17 protein-coding genes are annotated in these 17,393 nt (G+C 69.4%); 10 read left to right on the top strand and 7 right to left on the bottom strand.

Going from position 1 to position 17,393, the window contains the following annotated elements:
* The first annotated feature begins 24 nt into the window (after positions 1-24).
* On the top strand, positions 25-804 hold the full coding sequence (locus AB0C30_RS45900; protein ID WP_357956116.1) for a hypothetical protein: 780 nt from the start codon (positions 25-27) through the stop codon (positions 802-804).
* A gap of 322 nt (positions 805-1,126) precedes the next feature.
* On the opposite strand, the gene AB0C30_RS45895 is transcribed toward AB0C30_RS45900, so the two are convergent.
* Complete coding sequence (locus AB0C30_RS45895; RefSeq protein WP_357956114.1) at positions 1,127-2,524, bottom strand: M6 family metalloprotease domain-containing protein; 1,398 nt, start codon at positions 2,522-2,524, stop codon at positions 1,127-1,129.
* 138 nt (positions 2,525-2,662) lie between these two features.
* Between AB0C30_RS45895 and AB0C30_RS45890 the strand changes: the two genes are divergently transcribed.
* A complete protein-coding gene (locus AB0C30_RS45890) occupies positions 2,663-3,763 on the top strand; it encodes a low temperature requirement protein A (RefSeq protein WP_357956112.1) in 1,101 nt (366 codons plus the stop codon).
* Complete coding sequence (locus AB0C30_RS45885; RefSeq protein ID WP_357956110.1) at positions 3,760-4,089, top strand: nuclear transport factor 2 family protein; 330 nt, start codon at positions 3,760-3,762, stop codon at positions 4,087-4,089. The genes AB0C30_RS45890 and AB0C30_RS45885 overlap by 4 nt, the downstream gene beginning before the upstream one ends.
* Positions 4,090-4,153: 64 nt before the next feature.
* Here AB0C30_RS45885 and AB0C30_RS45880 read toward each other — a convergent pair whose 3' ends face one another.
* Both AB0C30_RS45880 and AB0C30_RS45875 read right to left on the bottom strand, forming a co-directional pair.
* On the bottom strand, positions 4,154-4,525 hold the full coding sequence (locus tag AB0C30_RS45880) for a hypothetical protein (RefSeq protein WP_357956107.1): 372 nt from the start codon (positions 4,523-4,525) through the stop codon (positions 4,154-4,156).
* Positions 4,522-5,076: a MarR family transcriptional regulator gene (locus tag AB0C30_RS45875; protein ID WP_357956105.1), complete on the bottom strand. Its 555-nt coding sequence runs from the start codon at positions 5,074-5,076 to the stop codon at positions 4,522-4,524. The genes AB0C30_RS45880 and AB0C30_RS45875 overlap by 4 nt, the downstream gene beginning before the upstream one ends.
* A gap of 212 nt (positions 5,077-5,288) precedes the next feature.
* Between AB0C30_RS45875 and AB0C30_RS45870 the strand changes: the two genes are divergently transcribed.
* Positions 5,289-5,672, top strand: a complete 384-nt coding sequence (locus AB0C30_RS45870) for a hypothetical protein (protein ID WP_357956102.1) — start codon at positions 5,289-5,291, stop codon at positions 5,670-5,672.
* A 152-nt stretch (positions 5,673-5,824) separates the two neighbouring features.
* Here AB0C30_RS45870 and AB0C30_RS45865 read toward each other — a convergent pair whose 3' ends face one another.
* Together AB0C30_RS45865 and AB0C30_RS45860 are read right to left on the bottom strand one after the other, a co-directional pair.
* Positions 5,825-6,784, bottom strand: a complete 960-nt coding sequence (locus AB0C30_RS45865) for a pirin family protein (protein ID WP_357956099.1) — start codon at positions 6,782-6,784, stop codon at positions 5,825-5,827.
* A gap of 123 nt (positions 6,785-6,907) precedes the next feature.
* A complete protein-coding gene (locus AB0C30_RS45860; protein WP_357956096.1) occupies positions 6,908-8,491 on the bottom strand; it encodes a serine hydrolase in 1,584 nt (527 codons plus the stop codon).
* Between the two features lie 192 nt (positions 8,492-8,683).
* On the opposite strand from AB0C30_RS45860, the gene AB0C30_RS45855 reads away from it, so the two are divergent.
* Both AB0C30_RS45855 and AB0C30_RS45850 read left to right on the top strand, forming a co-directional pair.
* Positions 8,684-10,426, top strand: a complete 1,743-nt coding sequence (locus AB0C30_RS45855) for a sensor histidine kinase (protein WP_357956094.1) — start codon at positions 8,684-8,686, stop codon at positions 10,424-10,426.
* Positions 10,419-11,087: a response regulator transcription factor gene (locus AB0C30_RS45850; RefSeq protein WP_357956092.1), complete on the top strand. Its 669-nt coding sequence runs from the start codon at positions 10,419-10,421 to the stop codon at positions 11,085-11,087. The genes AB0C30_RS45855 and AB0C30_RS45850 overlap by 8 nt, the downstream gene beginning before the upstream one ends.
* 15 nt (positions 11,088-11,102) lie before the next feature.
* On the opposite strand, the gene AB0C30_RS45845 is transcribed toward AB0C30_RS45850, so the two are convergent.
* Entirely contained in the window at positions 11,103-11,948 is an 846-nt protein-coding gene (locus AB0C30_RS45845; RefSeq protein WP_357956090.1) for a fused MFS/spermidine synthase, read from the bottom strand.
* A 101-nt stretch (positions 11,949-12,049) separates the two neighbouring features.
* Here AB0C30_RS45845 and AB0C30_RS45840 point away from each other — a divergent pair, with 101 nt between their 5' ends.
* From AB0C30_RS45840 to lat, 4 genes are all read left to right on the top strand, one after another.
* A complete protein-coding gene (locus tag AB0C30_RS45840) occupies positions 12,050-13,510 on the top strand; it encodes a penicillin-binding transpeptidase domain-containing protein (protein WP_357956088.1) in 1,461 nt (486 codons plus the stop codon).
* Positions 13,511-13,586: 76 nt separating this feature from the next.
* Entirely contained in the window at positions 13,587-14,234 is a 648-nt protein-coding gene (locus AB0C30_RS45835; protein ID WP_357956085.1) for a hemolysin III family protein, read from the top strand.
* Between the two features lie 100 nt (positions 14,235-14,334).
* A complete protein-coding gene (locus AB0C30_RS45830; protein WP_357956083.1) occupies positions 14,335-14,868 on the top strand; it encodes an HdeD family acid-resistance protein in 534 nt (177 codons plus the stop codon).
* 76 nt (positions 14,869-14,944) lie between these two features.
* Complete coding sequence (gene lat / locus AB0C30_RS45825; RefSeq protein WP_357956081.1) at positions 14,945-16,231, top strand: L-lysine 6-transaminase; 1,287 nt, start codon at positions 14,945-14,947, stop codon at positions 16,229-16,231.
* A gap of 378 nt (positions 16,232-16,609) precedes the next feature.
* Here lat and AB0C30_RS45820 read toward each other — a convergent pair whose 3' ends face one another.
* Positions 16,610-17,347, bottom strand: a complete 738-nt coding sequence (locus AB0C30_RS45820) for a TetR/AcrR family transcriptional regulator (RefSeq protein ID WP_357956079.1) — start codon at positions 17,345-17,347, stop codon at positions 16,610-16,612.
* Positions 17,348-17,393: the final 46 nt, after the last annotated feature.

Here is a 17,393-nt window from a genome sequence, read left to right as displayed (position 1 = left end):
CTCGTCACCGCTTTGGGGGTTCCCATGCGCCTGCCCACGCCTGCCATCGCACAGCGGATGCCCGCGTCCGTCCGGTCACTGAGGGCGCGCGCCCGCAAGCCTCGCGCGCAGCTGAGCCCCGGCTACCCCGACTTCGTCGTCGTGGAGCAGTCCGCCGCCCCACTCGACACAGACTGCGCGACTGCCCGCGACACCGTCGGTGGGACCGTCCGGCCGGGCGTCACGGCCCGTGGGGTCGCTCGCCCGCTGAGGGCGGGTTCGGCCGCGTTGTTGCTCGCCCTGGCGGTCGCGGGCTGTGCGCAGAGCCCGGCCGATCCCGAGGCCGACGCGCCCGTGGGAAACGCCGTCCACAGCTCCGACGCCGCCGCGGCGCCCACCACGCTCACTGGCGCCGGAGTGTTCAAGCCGCGCACCACGATGGCCATCGTGTACAACCGCAAGCTGGTGCCCAAGGGGGCTCAGGCGAGCGTGACCGCCGAGTCCACGGGCGGCAAGACGGTGACCTCGCTGGTGGTGGAGGGCCTGGTGCCCAACCATCGATACGGCGCCCACCTCCATGTCGCGCCCTGCGGAAAGGGCCCCGCCGACGCGGGGGCGCACTTCCAGCACATAGCCGGCCGAGCCGACGCCACCAGCGAGGTGTGGCTGGACCTGAAGACGGACGGCTCCGGCGCCGGGCGCGCCACCGCCCGCCACGACTGGCCGCTGACGGGCGAGGTGCCCCACTCCTTGGTCCTCCACGCCAGGCCGACCACCCCCTCCGAGCAGCCCGCCCCGCGCATCGCCTGCCTCACGCTCAACTGATCTTTTGGCCGACCATCTTTTACGGCCGGCCATACCCACCCCACCCACCGTCCCACCTGGGCTCCGTCCAGGGGCACGCTCCTGCGGTTCACGGGGCTGGGCGCCGTGACGTGCGCACTCTTGGCCGCTCGCGGGGCCATTCGTAGGCCAGTGTGGGCACGTATGGCGAGAGGTTCGTGGACCGCTGTCAGCGCAAGTGCGACGGGAGTCTCGTCGACCGCGGTCGGTGCGTGCGACGAGATAGAGCCGGTCACGGCAGATGCTGGGCGGTCGCGGCACTCGCCCAGCATCTGCCGTACCCGGCCTCCGTCATGGACCGCCCTTACGAGCTGACCACGACGTCGATCGTCATCTCGTCATCGCCCGGCGTGCCGGAGACCTCGATGGTCACGCCGGTCCATCCGCCCCCGGGCAGATCGAGCGGGGGCCTGGTGTCCCGGCCGATGCTCGTGTTGCCCAGTGAGGGATACAGGTCGTTGGCGTCACCTCTGTTCCCCAGGCTGCCGATCTGGGCGAGCTGGCGCAGGCCGTCGGCCTGCATCAGCTCGATCGCCAGGCGCCGCTCGTCGTCGACGTTGGGAATGGCCTCGTCCACGACGTAGGCCGCGATGCCCTGGTCGGGCAGGAACTCGTCCTGGCCCCGCTTGCGGCGGTATTCGACGACGATGTACTGCGAGTCTTTCATCGTCCGATCGTTACGGATGACGATGAAGTCACCGCCCTCGGCCACCGGCCGGAGCGTGATGCGGTGGGTGGTCTCGGTGACCAGCCGTGGGGTGACCCAGTCGTGGAACATGCGCAGCATGCTGGTCGGGTACACGGGCGTGACGCCGCGGTTGCCCCACGAGCCGGCCGCCATCAGGCAGAAGTTGCCCAGCCCGTGTGACTTGGCGCCGGTCTGCGCCCGGTCGGTGTCGTAGTAGTCGGCCCAGCGCGCCGCCAGGTGCCCCCACTCGTGGGCGCAGACGCCGACGTTGCAGTCCTCGGGCACGGTCAGGAAGGTGCTCACCTCCAGGTCGGGCCCGACCGAGATGGGCTCGTCGCCGACGGTCCACTTCAGGCTCCAGATGTACTGGAGCCCCTCGGCGTCGGCGAAGGTCTCGGCGCCCGGGCCGGCGTGCACGACGAACAGCGCGGTGACCTGGTGCTCGTCGAGTACGTCGTAGGAGGGGTCGATCTCGACGCCCGCCGCCAGAGCGGCCTGCACGGCGTCCCGCGCCATACCCTGGGCGTTGCGCGGGAAGTGGTCCTCGTCCAGCCCCGACTTGTTGTTGGCGTAGAAGGCCAGCGTCTGCGGCAGCCGGAACCAGCCGAACACCTCGCCCTGCACGTCGATGCCGTGGTCGTCGCTGAAGCCGCTGACCTTCCGGTAGAAGTCGCGCATGCTGCCCGGCTGAGTGCCGAACAGCAGCCGCCTGAAGTGCTCCGCGTCATGAGCCGGATCGTGCGGCCGGTCATCGAAGTCGACCAGCAGGACCAGTGTCTTGATGACACCCTTGAGCTTCTTCGGCGGCCGGTTGATCAGGCTCACGTCGGGAGCCTGCGGGGTGAGGTTGCCGTCATCCAGGCCCACCGAGCGCGGCCCACGCCGCTCGGAACGCCACATCGCGTAGTAGTCCTCGAACGTCAGGTGCTCGGGCAGCAGCCCGGCCGCCTTCAGCTCGTAGAAGCGGGTCTCCAGCTTGGCCAGCGCATCCGGCGCTAATGGAACGAAGTGCATGGTGTCCCCCCATCGTCCGTCCTTCCGCGAAGGTAGGCCGGATAATGGGGTCTGTCCTGAGTACCCCATACTCAGCCGGTGTCGTGCACACCAGACCTCCAGGGCGACATAATTACACGATTACATGCGGAGGTACGGGTGAGCAGGAGTTGGCAGCCGCCTAGGTTACGGCTGTTCGAGGGAGTGCAGCGACGGGCCACCTGGCTGGAGCTGCTCTATGACCTGGTGTTCGTGGTGGCCGTGGCCGAGTTGGCCGATGTGCTGGCCGAGGGGACTGAACCAGGGCGGATTCTGGCGTTCATAGGGCTGTTCGTGCCCATCTGGTGGGCCTGGGCGGGCTACGTGTTCTACGCGAACAGGTTCGACACCGATGACGTGAGCCATCGCCTGCTCGTATTACCCCAAATCCTGGCCGTTGGCACGATGGCCGCGAGCTTGGGCGACATTGAGCAGCGTTCCGCGTTGTTCGCCCTCTCCTACGTGGCCGTGCGGATCCTGCTCATCGTGGCCTACCTGCGCGCCGGGCGGCATGTTCCCGAAGGGCGGTCGCTGACCAGCAGCTATGTGGCCGGGTTCACGGTGTCGGTGGTCATCTGGACGGCGTCGCTGGCCGTCGAGCCGCCGCTGCGCTATGTCCTGTGGGCCGTCGCCATGGTCATCGATCTGGCCACGCCGCTCCTGGCGCGACGGTACCAGGGCGCGCTGCCGCCGCAGAGTGAGCACCTGCCCGAGCGGTTCGGGCTGTTCGTGGTGATCGTGCTGGGCGAGGTCGTCGCCGCGGTGGTGGTCGGGCTGAAGAGCCACGCGGTCACGCCCGGCACACTGCTGATCGCCCTCGCGGGCATCGCGATCGCCATGGCGTTCTGGTGGCTGTATTTCGGGCACATAGACGAGTCGGTGGTGCTGCGTACCCAGCTGGCCGGACAGGTCTGGGTCTACTCCCATCTGCCGCTGTCGCTGGGCCTTGTCGCGTTCGGCATCGGTGTCGAGCACGCGATCACCCACCCGGGGACGGGCTGGGCCGTCGGGGTGCCCGCCGCGGTGGTGTTCGTCACCCTCGGCCTCCAGCACCTGTGCTCCGGCGACCGGCTCGCGACCGGCATCCGCATGGCGGCCGCCGTGCTCACGCTCGTCACGTCCGCGCTCCCGGCCGCGCTGGCGCTCCCCTTGATTCTCTTGTACGGCGGAGCGCAGGTCGCCTACGATCTTCGCCGTCCCCTGCCCGGAGGAGAGGCATGACCGTGATGGAGCTGTTCGACCGCCAACTGGCCGCTATCGCGGATCGGGACCTGGAGGCCCTGCTGGCGCAGTACCACGAGGAGGCCATGGTCGTCCGCTTCGACCGCGTGGCCAGGGGAGCGGTGGAGATCCGGGAGCTGTTCGGCGCCTATCTGGCCGCCGAGCCGCAGGTCGTCGAGGTCATGTCCATCCAGGCGGTGGACGACGTCATCTTCTACAACGCCCTCATGACCATCGCCGGCAACAAGGTCACCACGTTCGGCACGCTAGTGATCAAGGACGGCAGGATCTGGCGCCAGACCGCCGCCGCCCTGCCGTCCCCCTGACCGCGCCCAGCCCGTCAGCTGAGCCCAGCTCGTCGGCCCAGTTCGCCTGTCAGCTCAGCTCGGCTCAGCCCATCACTTGTCTCATCGGCTGCCACGGCGTGGCGTCGAAGATCAGCATGATGGAGACGATCCGGCCGTCGACGAGCTGGAAGTGCTCGGCGGTGCGCTGGGTGCCCACCGGCGTGGCGGTGTGCACGTCGTACACGAGCGTGGCCTCCGACTCGCCGTAAAGCTCGCTGATCAGGTCGACGCCGGTGACCACCTGGACGAAGCCGGTGATCCCGGCCAGGTGGCCGGCGGCGTCGTCGGAGCTCATGAGCGGGCTCCGGAAGCTGAACCCGTCACCGATGAGCGCGGCGGCCGTGGCCACATCGCCACGGAAGCGCGCCTCGTGGTAGCCGCGTACGACCTCACGCGTCGTGTTCTCGCCGCTCATGAGGCACCTTCCAGATACTGCGCGAGCCGGCGCTGATTGTCGGCCACCCGCAGGCACAGGTCCCGGAACCGGGTCAGGTCGTCGGTCGTGAAGTCCCTGAACATCGCCGTCATCGCCCGCTGCGACGGCTCGCTGAACGCCTTGATCCAATCCCGTCCCTCTGCCGTGATCTGGGCCAGGACCGAGCGCCGATCCCGCTGGTCCGGGACCCGCCGCACCAGACCCTCACGCTCCAGCGTGTCGACCAGCCCGGTCACGTTACGGGAGCTGACACCCGCGGACTGGGCCAGCTCCCCGATGCTCACTCCGTCCCCATCGGCGGCGCCGAGCCGCATCAGCAGGTCCATCGCGCCGGAGCTCAACCCTCTGCCCTGGCTGCCATGGGCGCGCATCCGCTCGATGGCGTGGAAGGCGGTGCGAACGGCGGCCGCGGCCTCCAGCGCGGCGGTGTCGCCTCCGCCGGTGAACTGCCGCATGGCGGTCCTGGTCGCGGGATCGAAGAGGCTTCCATCGGGGTCAGTGTGGAAATCTGATTTATGTACGTCGTTCATGATGAAGCAGCACATTAGTACGTACTTCACTACTTGTCGACCGGCCGGAGCCGGGTTCGCAGGGCTCCCGGACGGGCCTCCTCGCGACCGGCGGGGCCGTCCGGCCATGGGCCGCCCTCGACGAGCGCGCCGAAATCGGCTCGCACTTTTTATGAACTTTGCCGCCGATGCCGTCGTCTTTCCTACGGAAATGCAAAACGACAGGGGGCATTGTGAAAAGGCTGCTACTCGTCACCGCCATCGCCGGACTGGCGCTCGCCACCGTGGGCACCGCCGCCGCTTCGGCAACCGCACGGGCGATTCCCCGCGCATCCCTGAATGACGGGCACGGGGGCGTGCTCGCCGAAGCTCAATTGGAGAGCGACACGAGAATCATCGTCTGCGACCGGAACGCCGACCACCGCTACGCGATGGCCAAAGTCAGATACCAGGGGCACACCTACCAGTACGCCAACTACTACAAGAACCAGGACTGCCTTGAGCAGCGGACCAGGCGCATGTCGCACGGCAAGATCGAGCTCTGGGCCTGTGTGAGCAAGCCGTACAAGGTGAAATTCGACCACTGCGGGCCGAAGAAGACGGTGGTCCGTCCGTAACCGCCGCGTCGCCCTTTGAACACAATGGGCCGCCGTGAATAACGGCGGCCCAGTTCCAATGACTTGGCGGCGCGCTCAATAGCGCCCGGTCAATAGCGACCTACTCGATAGCGACCCGCTTAATAGCGGGCCGCTCAATGCGATTCTCGTAATCAGGCGGCGGGAATGGAGCCCAGACGCCCCGCCTGATAGTCCTCGAAAGCCTGGGCCAGCTCGGCGCGGGTGTTCATGACGAACGGGCCGTAATGGGCCACCGGCTCGCCGATCGGCTGACCGCCGAGGATGATGACCTCCATCGTGTCCTTCGCCGACAGCGTGATCGTCTCACCCGACGTGGTCAGCCCCGGACGGTCGCCGAAGCCGTCGAACACGGCCAGCTGGCCGCTGACCAGCGGGCGCCGCTCGGTCCCGACCGTGCCGCGTCCCGACAGGACGTAGGCGAGGGCGTTGAAGTCCTTGCGCCACGGCATGGTCAGCCGCGCACCCGGGCTGATCGTGGCGTGCAGCAGGGTGATCGGCGTCTGGGTGCTGCCGGGCCCGGTGTTCCCGGCCAGGTCGCCCGCGATGAGGCGGATCAGGGCGCCGCCGTCATGGCTGCTGAGCAGCGCGACGCTGGAGCTTCCGATGTCCTGATATTTCGGGGCGATCATCTTCTTGGCGCCCGGCAGGTTCACCCACAGCTGGATGCCGTGGAACAGCCCGCCCTGCTGCACCAGCCACTCCGGCGGCGCCTCCTTGTGCAGGATGCCGGCGCCGGCGGTCATCCACTGGGTGTCGCCGTTCGTGATCGTGCCGCCGCCTCCGTTGGAGTCGAGGTGCTCCATCACGCCGTCGATCATGTACGTGACGGTCTCGAAGCCGCGGTGCGGGTGCCACGGAGTGCCCTTGGGCTCGCCCGCCGCGTAGTCGACCTCTCCCATCTGGTCCATCATCACGAACGGGTCGAGGTACTCGGGCTTGATGGCGGCCAGGGCCCGGCGTACCGGGAAGCCCTCGCCCTCGAAGCCGCTCGGCGCGGTCTCGACGGCGAGCACCTTGCGGCCCTGCGCCTCGGTCAGCGGCTCCGGCAGGCGGGGCAGGCTGAGCGGGTTCTCTACGGTGACGGCGGGCATGTCGGGCTCCCTTCGGCGGAATCTGCTGTTCTCAACCAAGTTGAGAATTCAACTATTCCAGGCGAGCGGTCCCGGCCGCCAGGAGCCCGGGCTCAGGCGGCCAGGAGGCCGAAGGGCCCAGGGTCAGGACGACTTGAGCAAGGCGAAGGCGCCCCGCGAGAGTGCGACGAGCTCCTCGTACACCTGGTCCTCCTTGAGGGCGGCGGACGGGTCGGAGGCCATGGCCGTGACCACGAAGGTGCGCCCGGACGGCGTGCGGGCCAGGTAGCTCAGGTCGAGCACGCCCTGCTCGGAGCCGCCCTTGTACCAGACGGTGGGCCACTCCTTGGCCGGCAGCTGGATCCCGCCGGGGTTCTGCGACATGATCTCGCCGACCCGCTTGTCGCGGCTCTTCGCCAGCCCCGCGTAGGCGCGGCAGATGTCGGCCGGGGAGCCGAACCACTCCAAGGTGTCCAGCTCGCGCGGCTCGGCCCACGCCCTGATGCCGGACCGCGGGAGCTTGTCGACGACCGCCGACAGGTAGTCCCGCCGCCCGGCCGTGTCGCGCGACAGGAACTCCTTGGAGTATCGCGGGTAGTCGGCGCCCTTGAGCGCGAACAGCTCCCTGGTGGTCAGGAACGGCGTGTTCCGCTTCACCTGGCCGTGCCAGGACCGTACGCGGTCCTCGACCGCCGTCCGGCCGGCCTGGTGGAGCAGCAGGTCCGCCCCCGTGTTGTCGCTGATGGCGATCATCATCTTGGCCGCCTCCAGCACCGGCACCTGGCTGTTGTCGGGGCGGTCCTGGAGCTCGCCGCTGGGCAGGCTCTTCAGCTCGGGCTTGATCGTCATCGCGGTGTCCCACGAGAACCTGCCCTGCTCGATCTTCTTGGCGACGGCCCCGAGGACGTACAGCTTGAACATCGAGCCAAGCGGGCGCGCCTGCCGGCCGGCGATGGCGTGGACCGGTCGGCAGGTGCCATCGCGCTTGACCTCGGCGGCGAGGAACCCCACGCGGGCCGCCGCCTTGCGCGCCCGCCGATCCAGCTCGTCCCAGCTCGTGGGGGAGGGCTGAGGCGTGGCCGGTTCGGTGAACCGCACGCCGTTGATCTTGCCCGTGGCGTCCACCGAGAGCGTCAGCTTGAGCGTCTGGGCGCCGACCACCACATGCGCGATCAAAGCGGCGGGCGTGGCTCCGATGATCTTCTGCAGCTGGATCCCGCGCAGCCCGGCCAGGGTCTCGTTGACCTTGTCCGCCGGGACCTGCTCCAGGAACGCCGGGGCGAAGTGCTCGGCCAGCTCGGCCTGCCCGATCGGCGCCCTGGCGGGGGCGTCGAGCAGCCAGCGCAACTGCTGCCCGACGGGCGTGCTGGGGATCTCCACGGGCGGCGCGGTGGTCGCCGAGGGGGTGCTTGGAACGTTCCTACCAGCGGCGGAGAACGTGAGCGGGCTCACAGCGGTCACGGGCGAGCTCGTGTCGCCCGTAGGCCGGTACGCGGCGACCCCGGGCAGGCTCGTCACGCCCTCAGGCCGGTTAGCGGCGACCCCGGGCAGGCTGGTGACGGCGTCAGGCCGGTTAGCGGCGACCCCGGGCAGGCTGGTGACGGCGTCAGGCCGGTTCGCGGCGACCCCGGGCGGGCTGCTGGTGGTGGTCCCTGTCGCGCAGGCGGTCAGTGACACGGCCACGGCGGTGACCGCGACAGCGAGGGCGGGCTTCGACGGAGAGTGCATGGTGGCTCCTTCGGCTTCGCGTTCGACTTCGATTTCGACTCAGACCCAGGTGGAACACGTGCCTCCCACTCAACAGACCCCGTCCTGCATACCCCACCCGGTGAGCCGCCGTCTTGAGACTGCGGATAACCGCATCGAGTGTGCGGTTATCCGCATAGACGCAGCCCACCGCCCCCGCGACGATGGGGCCTTATGAGTTCCAGGTTGGTGGCCGGGCTGCTCGCGGCGACCGCGGCCGCGGGTCTGATCGCGGGCGCGTTGCTGGACAGCGGCCTGCCCGCCCCTGCGACGCAGTGGGCGTACATCGTCATCGGCCTGGTCTTGCCGGCACTCGGCTGGCTGCTGGCAGTTCGCCGGCCGCACATCCGCTATGTCTGGCTGCTCCTGGCCACGGCGGTCTGCCTGGGTGTGAGCACTTTCGGCGTCGGGCTGAGCAAGCTCGACGTGGCACCAGTGGTCGTCCGCGTGCTGGTCGCGGTCTTCCCCGTCTACTACGGCCTGTTGTGGATCTTCGTCCCGCTGCTGTTCCCCGAGGGCCGGTTGCCGTCGCGCCGCTGGCGGCCCGTCGCGTGGATCGGGACCGTGGCGATCGCCGTCCACTTCACGGGCAACCTCCTGATCGGCCCCATTCCCTCCGCCACGCCCGACCAGCTGGTGCTGGCCGGCTCGGCGGACCTGGTCGCCGGGCTCGTGTCCGCGCTCGGCCAGCTCGTCACCTGGATCATCACCCTCGTCGTGTTCGGCGGGCTGGTGATCCGCTGGCGGCGGAGCGGAAGGGGCGAGCGCGGCCAGTACGCCTGGATGGTCGCCGGAATGACCGTCAACCTCGCCGGGTTCCTGCTGCTCTCCTTCTTCCTCTTCGGGCTCGCCGCGCCGATGGCCGGGGCGGTCGGCGTGCTGGCCGTGCTCGGGTCCCTGCCCGTGGCGATCGCGGTCGCGGTCGTCAGGCACCGGCTGCTCGACCTCAGGATCGGCATCAGGGGCTCACGGCTCCTCGTGGTGTTCGACGTCCGGCCGACCGTGGACGAGATGCTGACGAGCCTGGGCACGGCGTTAGAGGAGACGCCCGAGCCCGTGGAGCAGCTCGGCAGGCTCGCGGCGGCCGTACGCGATGGGTTGGCGGTCAGGTGGGCGGCGGTCACGCTCGCCGACGGCACCCGCGTGGTCGCCGGGCGGGAGGAGGGCGCCGCGGCGCTGACGCTGCCCGTGCGGGGCGGTTTGGGGCGGATCGAGTGCGGGCCCAGGGACGGCGACCGCCTCACCGCCGGCGACCGGCGGCTCCTGGAGGCGCTGGCCGTGCCCGCGGGGCTCGCCATCCAGAGCGCCGGGCTGGCCGGACGCCTGGTCAACGCCCAGGAGGCCGAACGCCGGCGCATCGAGCGCAACATCCACGACGGCGTGCAACAGCAACTCGTCGCGCTCATCGCCGGGCTGGAGCTGGCTCGCGCCACCGGTGGCGGCCCCGACATGCTCGCCGAGCTGCGCGAGCAGGCCCGCCAGACGCTCAACGACCTGCGGGAGCTGGCCGCCGGCATCCATCCCAGCTCGCTCAGCCAGGGCGGCCTGGTGGAGGCCGTGGAGGAGCGCTGCGCCCGGCTGCCGGTGCCGACCACGGTCGTCGCGAGCAGGGAGTTGCGCGCCCAGCGCTTCCCCGACGAGGTGGAGGGCGCGATGTACTTCACCGTGAGCGAGGCGGTGGCCAACGCGCTCAAGCACGCGGGCGCCACCAAGATAGAGGTACGCCTGGCGCGGGCGGACGGCCGCCTGCGTGCGACCGTCACGGACGACGGGCGGGGCTTCGATCCGTCGGCCGTCGGCCGCCGGGGGCTGGCCACGCTCGCCGACCGGCTCGACGCGCTCGGCGGCGGACTTGATCTTGACAGCGGACATGGAGAAGGGACACGGATGAACGCCTGGGTGCCGGTCGATGCCTGAGCGGATCCGCACGATCGTGGCCGACGATCACTACCTGGTACGCGAGGGCACCCGGCGGCTGCTGGAGACCTCGGGCGAGGTCCTGGTCGTCGGCGCGGTGGGCAACGCCGACGAACTGGTCGACGCCACGCGCAGGCTCGGCCCCGACGTGGTGATCACCGACATCCGGATGCCGGGAGGGGACTGGCGCCAGGGGTTCGAGGGGATCGACGCCGCCCACCGCGTCCACGCCGATCATCCGGGCGTCGGGGTCGTGGTGCTGTCGCAGTTCTCGGACGCGCTGTTCGCCTTCGAGCTGTTCAAGCACGGCACCGAGGGGTTCGCCTACCTGCTCAAGGACAGGGTGGGTGACCTCGACGAGCTGCTCGGCGCCATCAAGGCGGTTGCCTCTGGTGGCTCGGTCATCGACCCCAAGGTGGTGGAAGGGCTGCTGGCCAGGCGCGACGTGCGGGGCGAGCAGGAGGCGCTGACGTCGCGCGAGCGCGATGTGCTGCGTGAGATGGCACATGGCCGCTCCAACGGCGCCATCGCCAGGGCGCTGCACCTGTCGGTCTCGTCGGTGGAGAAGAACGTCAACTCCATCTTCGCCAAGCTCGGCCTGGAGAACAGCGGCGACGTCCACCGCCGGGTCGCCGCCGTCCTGGCCTACCTGGGGCCCTGAGCCGTTATCAGCTTCTCAGCCGAAGACGGCCGGGGGTGGCACCGGGGCCAGCACCGCGTCGCCGTCCTTGATCGGGTGGGCACCCGCGACGAAGTTCGTCAGCGCCTCCCCGTACACACACCTGGCCTGGGTGAGGCCGCCGGCCGCGCGGCGGGTCAGCAGGTCGATCGGCAGCTCCGCCCGCGAGGCGGCGACGATGAGGTTGCCGAAGCGGCGCCCGCGCATGACGCCCGGCTCGGCCAGCAGCGCGACATGCCGGAACGTCCCCTGGACCGTCGCCACGAGCCGCCTGGCGAAGGCCAGGCCCTTGCCGTCCGCCATGTTGATCAGCAGCGTGCCCGACGGGCGCAGCACCCTGGAGATGTCGCCCATGTACTCCGTCGTGGCCAGCTCGACCGGCATGGTGGCGCCGGAGAAGGCGTCGAGGACCAGCAGGTCGGCCGAGTCGTCCCAGACCTTGGCGGTGCCCTCGCGCCCACCCTGCACGATCACCTTCAGCCGTGGCACGGACCGCAGGTCGAGCTGCTCGCGGATCAGGTTGACCAGGAGCCCGTCGGGTTCGAGGACGATGTGCCGGGACCCTGGCCGGGTGGCCGCGACATAGCGCGGGATCGTGCACGCCCCGCCGCCCACGTGGACGCAGGCGAGCGCGCCTTCCGGAAGAAGGTCGATCACGTCCGCCATAAGCCGTACGTACTCGAATTCCAGATATGTAGGGTCTTGTAAGTCAACGTACGACTGAGGTACGCCATCCTTGGACAGTACCCAGCCGTCCTGCCTGTCCAGGTCCCGGAGCAGTTCGATCTCGCCGAACGTCACCGGGTAAAGGCCGGGCATCGGCTCCCGCTGTCCTCGTGCCACGATGATCCCCTCCTGGGAGTAACCGTATGCGACGACGAAGGCTGATTGTGCTGGTTATCGCCGTTGTTGCGGTAGTAAGTGCAGGTGTCTTCGCGACAGTGGTGTCCAAGCGGGTCAAGGGCAGCGCCGCGCAGACCTCGGCCGCCTACTTCACGGCATGGCAGCGGGGGGACCTGCGCGCCATGGCCACCCTGGTCTATCAGCCGCCGGCGGACTTCGTCACCCGGCACCGGTCGTTCTCGGACGACCTGCATGTTCAGGACATCCAGTTGCGGCCCGGGGCCGTGAAGAGCACGGGGGAGACCTCGGCCGAGGTGCCGTTCACCGGGAGCAGGACGCTGAGCGAGTTCGGGGCGTGGCCGTTCAGCGGTACGTTGCGGCTGGCCGTGCGCGACCGGACCTGGAAGGTGCTCTGGGCACCGGAGACGCTGGATCCCCGGCTCAAGGACGGGGGCACGGTGCGGCTGGCCGAGTTCGACCGGCCCGCGGTCGAACTGGTGACCAGCGAAGGTGACAAGATCCCCAATGACAGCTACGCCGACTCCTATCTCGCCGAGCTCAAGCCCGAGTTCGACGAGGTGGCGCAGGGATGGGCGCTGGAGTCCGCCCTGCCTGGACAGCAGGCGCGGCGGCTCATGACCGTCGAGCCCAAGGTGAACCTGGAGCGTACGACGCTGTCGCGCTCGGTGCAGGCGGCGGCCGCGCGGGCGCTCGACGGGGTACGGGACGCGTCGATCATCGCGATCCGGCCCAGCACCGGTGAGGTGCTCGCGGTGGCCGATCGGCTGGAGGGCAACTACAGCGCGTTCCGCGACTTCTTCCCGCCCGGGTCCACGTTCAAGACGGTTACGGCGGCGGCGCTGATGGAGGCGGGCCTGGATCCGGCGGCGGAGGTGGACTGCCCGGCCACGTACACGATCCCGCACTTCAGGACGGTCAAGAACGCGGGCGAGCAGGCGCACGGCCAGGTGACGTTCGCCGACGCGTTCGCGTACTCCTGCAACACCACATTCGTGCGCGAGGCCGTCGCCCGATTATCGGGTGACGATCTTGTCGAGACCGCCGCGAAGTGGGGGTTCGGCGGTGCCAAGCTGGCCACGGGCCTGGGCGGCAACTGCGGGCGGATGGACCCGCCGGACGGCATGGACGAGTTGGCGGCCGACTCCTTCGGCCAGGGCGCGGTGGAGGCGACCCCGCTGTGCATGGCGATGGTCGCGGCGGCGGTCGAGAGCGGCACACTGCGCGTGCCGCGCATCCTGTCCAAGGCCGCCGCCGAGCGGATCGACGGCCCGGCCGCCAAACCGGTCGAACTCGACGAGGGGACGATCGCGGCGCTGCGGGAGATGATGGCCGCCGTCGTCGACCACGGTACGGCCGCCGCCGCCGGGCTGCCCGCGGGCGTGTCCGGCAAGACGGGCACGGCCGAGGCCACTGGCGGGCGCGAGCACGGCTGGTTCATCGGCTACCGCGACGACCTGGCCTTCAGCGTCTTCGTACGCAACGGCGGCTCGGGCCGGAGCGCCGCGCTGCCGGTCGCGGCACGCTTCCTCAACGGGATATGACCTTTGGGATATGACCTTCGTCTCGTCGAGGGCCCACACCCTCAACGTGGCCATAACCTACGGTACCGTAGGTTATATGACGACCATCACCGCGAAGCCGAGGCTACGAGGCTGGTTGCACACCGGAGCGTTGCCCGTGACGCTGGTCGCCGGGTTCGCGCTCGTGGCGCTCGGCCCCACCCTGCAGGCCCGTCTCGCGTCCGCGATCTACGCGATCACCTCGGGTCTGCTCTTCGGCATCTCGGCCACCTACCACCGCGGCACGCTGGGCCCCCGCCTGGCGGAGGCGCTGCGGCGCTTCGACCACGCCAACATCTACCTGATCATCGCGGGCACCTACACGCCCTTCGCGCTCCTCGCGCTCGACGGCGCCGCCCGCGTGGCCGTCCTGGCGGTCGTCTGGGGCGGCGCGCTGTCCGGGGTGCTCTTCCGGGTGTTCTGGATGAGCGCGCCGCGCTGGCTGTACACGGTCCTCTACCTGGCGCTCGGCTGGACCGCGATCTTCGTGCTGCCGCAGCTGCTCGCGGGCGCGGGCGTGGCCGCCGTCGTGCTGGTCGCCGTCGGCGGCGTCTTCTACAGCGCCGGAGCCATCGTGTACGGTCTGCGCCGCCCGGACCCGGCGCCCGGCTGGTTCGGCTACCACGAGGTGTTCCACGCGTTCACGATCGCCGCCTACCTGGTGCAGTACGTCGCGGTGTCGATCGTGGTTTACTCCCACGCCTAAGGGCCTGCTCGGTTAGGTGCTTCGCCCCGACAGTGGCGGGTTACCGAGTTTTGACCGCGCTGTGGGCTGCTTGCGCGATCGATCGGGAGATCACACCAGTATGGAGCAAATCGCACGCAACTGGTGGCTCGTCCTGATCCGCGGCATTTTGGCGGTGATCTTCGGCATCCTGGCGCTGATCTGGCCCGCGATCACGCTGCTCGTGCTCGTGATCTTCTTCGGCTCGTACGCCATCGTCAGCGGGCTCGTCTCGGTGTTCTCCGCCTTCCGGCATGGAACGGACTCCCGCGTCTGGCTCATCATCTCCGGGATTCTCGGGATCCTGGCGGGGATCATAGCTTTCGTCTGGCCGGGCAAGACCGCGCTGGTCCTGCTCTTCGTGATCGCGTTCTGGGCGATCCTCAGCGGAGCATCGGAGATCGTCGCGGGCGTGCAGATGCGCAAGGTGATCGAGAACGAGTGGATGCTCATCATCGGCGGGATCCTGTCCATCGTCTTCGGCGTCCTGCTGCTCATCTGGCCCGGCGCGGGACTGCTGACGTTGGTCTGGCTGGTCGGGATCTTCGCCATCCTGTACGGCATCGCGATGATCGTGCTGTCGTTCGAGGTAAAGAAGTTCGCCCATGCCGCCTGAATTCCGGAGATTTTCCGCATAGACCTAGGTTCGGCCGGGAAACGTATGCCATGTCTGGTTTCAACGTGGAGGTGACATGGACGTACACGACCGCCTTGCCCGCCATCTGCTCGTCGACGGTTACCGGCTCGTGCTCGATCTGGAGCACAGCCAGGGCTCCTGGCTCGTCGACGCCGGCAACGGCCGCCGATACCTTGACTTCTACACGTTTTTCGCCAGCGCGCCGCTCGGCGTGAACCCGCCCTTCGACCCGGAGTTCGTCCGGCTTCTCGGCGAGGTGGCCCGTAACAAGCCCGCCAACTCCGACATGTACACCGCCCACCTGGCGGACTTCGTCGAGACCTTCTCCCGTGTCCTCGGTGACCCCGAGCTGCCCCACCTGTTCTTCGTCGAAGGCGGTGCGCTGGCCGTCGAGAACGCCCTGAAGACCGCCTTCGACTGGAAGAGCCGGCGCAACGAGGCGGCGGGCCGCTCCCGCGACCTCGGCACCCAGGTCATGCACCTGACGAAGGCGTTTCACGGCCGCAGCGGCTACACCTTGAGCCTGACCAATACCGAACCAGGTAAGACCGACCGTTTTCCCCAGTTCCGCTGGCCGCGCATCGACGTACCCGCCGTACACCTCGGAGATGTGGAGGCCGCCGAGGAGCACGCGCTCGCCCAGGCGCGCGCCGCCTTCGAGGCGCACCCGCACGACATCGCCTGCTTCATCGCCGAGCCCATCCAGGGCGAGGGCGGCGACAACCACATGCGCCCGCAGTTCCTGCAGGCGATGCAGCGGCTGTGTCACGAGTACGACGCGCTGTTCATCATGGACGAGGTGCAGACGGGCGGCGGCACCACGGGCACCCCCTGGGCCTACCAGCAGCTCGGCCTGGCGCCGGACATCGTGGCCTTCGCGAAGAAGGTCCAGGTGGGCGGCATCATGGCGGGCCGCCGCGTGGACCTGGTCCCCGACAACGTCTTCCAGGTCAGCGGCCGGATCAACTCGACCTGGGGCGGCGGGCTGGTGGACATGGTCCGCTCGCGCGGCCTCCTGGAGATCATCGAACGCGACAACCTCATCCCGCGCGCCGCCACCCTCGGCACCGTCCTCGTCGAACGCCTCGTCAAGCTGCAGGCCGAACACCCGGACCTGGTCTCCAACGCCCGGGGGCGCGGCCTGATGTGCGCGTTCGACCTGCCCGACGGGGCCACGCGCGACGCGCTGGTCACGCGGTTGCGGGACGAGGCGGGCGTGCTGCTCCTGGCGTGCGGGCCGCGGTCGGTACGGCTCAGGCCCGCGCTCAACATCCCCGAATCCGACCTGGAACACGGCCTCACGGCCATCTCGGCGGCCCTCCCACTGAAGGCGCGGGCCTAGGCCGCCTGGCCTCTGGCACGCGTCCACGGGGCGTCGTCCACGTGATGTCGTCCATGCGGCGTCGTCCACGCCCCGCGGGCCAGCGACACGGCACTGGCTCGGGGGGCGATTTATCCGGCGTTGACGGTGTTCCCGCTGATCAGCGAGCCGAGCGTTTCCCTGCCGCAAAACGCGGCCCGCGCCACCAGCCCCGACGCCCCGCCCCAGCCAGAACCGCGCCCGTGTCCTGCTCGACACCTACGCCGGACTCGACCCGCATCGTTCGGCTCGACGAAGCCGAACACCATGGCCGGCTCGGAGCCGGCCGCGAAAGCGCTCCGCATCGGCCGCCTGCAGAAGTGGGCTACCGGTTCCGCTCCGTCGCCCTCCGGCCGTGTCTCAACGGGCGGGGGTGCGGCCGAGCCTGGTCTCCAAGCCATCCAGGATGCGCTCGACGCCGTAGACGAAGGACTCTGCGCGGATCTGCTCCGGATCCTTGGTCTGCTCCGCGGCGCGCCCGTCGCGCAGGAGCGGGTAGTCCTGCAGGGCCTGTTCGGTGGTCGGTCGCAGGCTCTCAAGCCAGTCCTGCTCGTTCTGGCCACTGCGGGCGAGCACCGACAGGTAGGCGGCCTCGCTGGTGGTCATTCCGATGACGTAGGCGATGAGCAGATTCATGGCCTGATCGGCCTCGTCAACGGCAATGCCCGCCGCCTTGAACAGGGCGAGCATGCGCTCCGACTGCCGCATCAGGTTGGGCCCGAGGTAGGCGAGCCCGATCTGGCCGAGCACGGAGACGACCCAGGGATGACGCAGCACCATCGAGCGCAGGCTGTGGGCGGATTCGGTGACGGCCACCCGCCAGCGTGCGGGGTCGGCGGCGGGCACCCGTACCTCGCCGTAGATCTCGTCCACGACCAGCTCGATCAGCTCGTCCTTGTTGGCCACGTGCCGATAGAGAGACGTGGCTCCGGCGCCGAGCCGGGCGCCGAGGCTGCGCATGCTCAGGGCGTCGATGCCCTCGGTGTCCAGGAGGTGGATGGCCTCGGACACGATCCGGTCGCGACTCAGCGACGGCTGCTCCCGTTTGGGACGCGGGCGGGCCCATACCGAGGGGATGGGCTGCTTCTCGGCTGGCATCAGGTCTCCTCGTTGCGGGACCCCCATGGTAGCGTACGGCGTTCGC

This window comes from Nonomuraea sp. NPDC048901, assembly GCF_040649695.1.
Lineage (GTDB): Bacteria > Actinomycetota > Actinomycetes > Streptosporangiales > Streptosporangiaceae > Nonomuraea.
The sequence above is the reverse complement of the archived record's forward strand: the minus strand, read 5'-3'. Positions and strand labels throughout refer to the sequence as shown.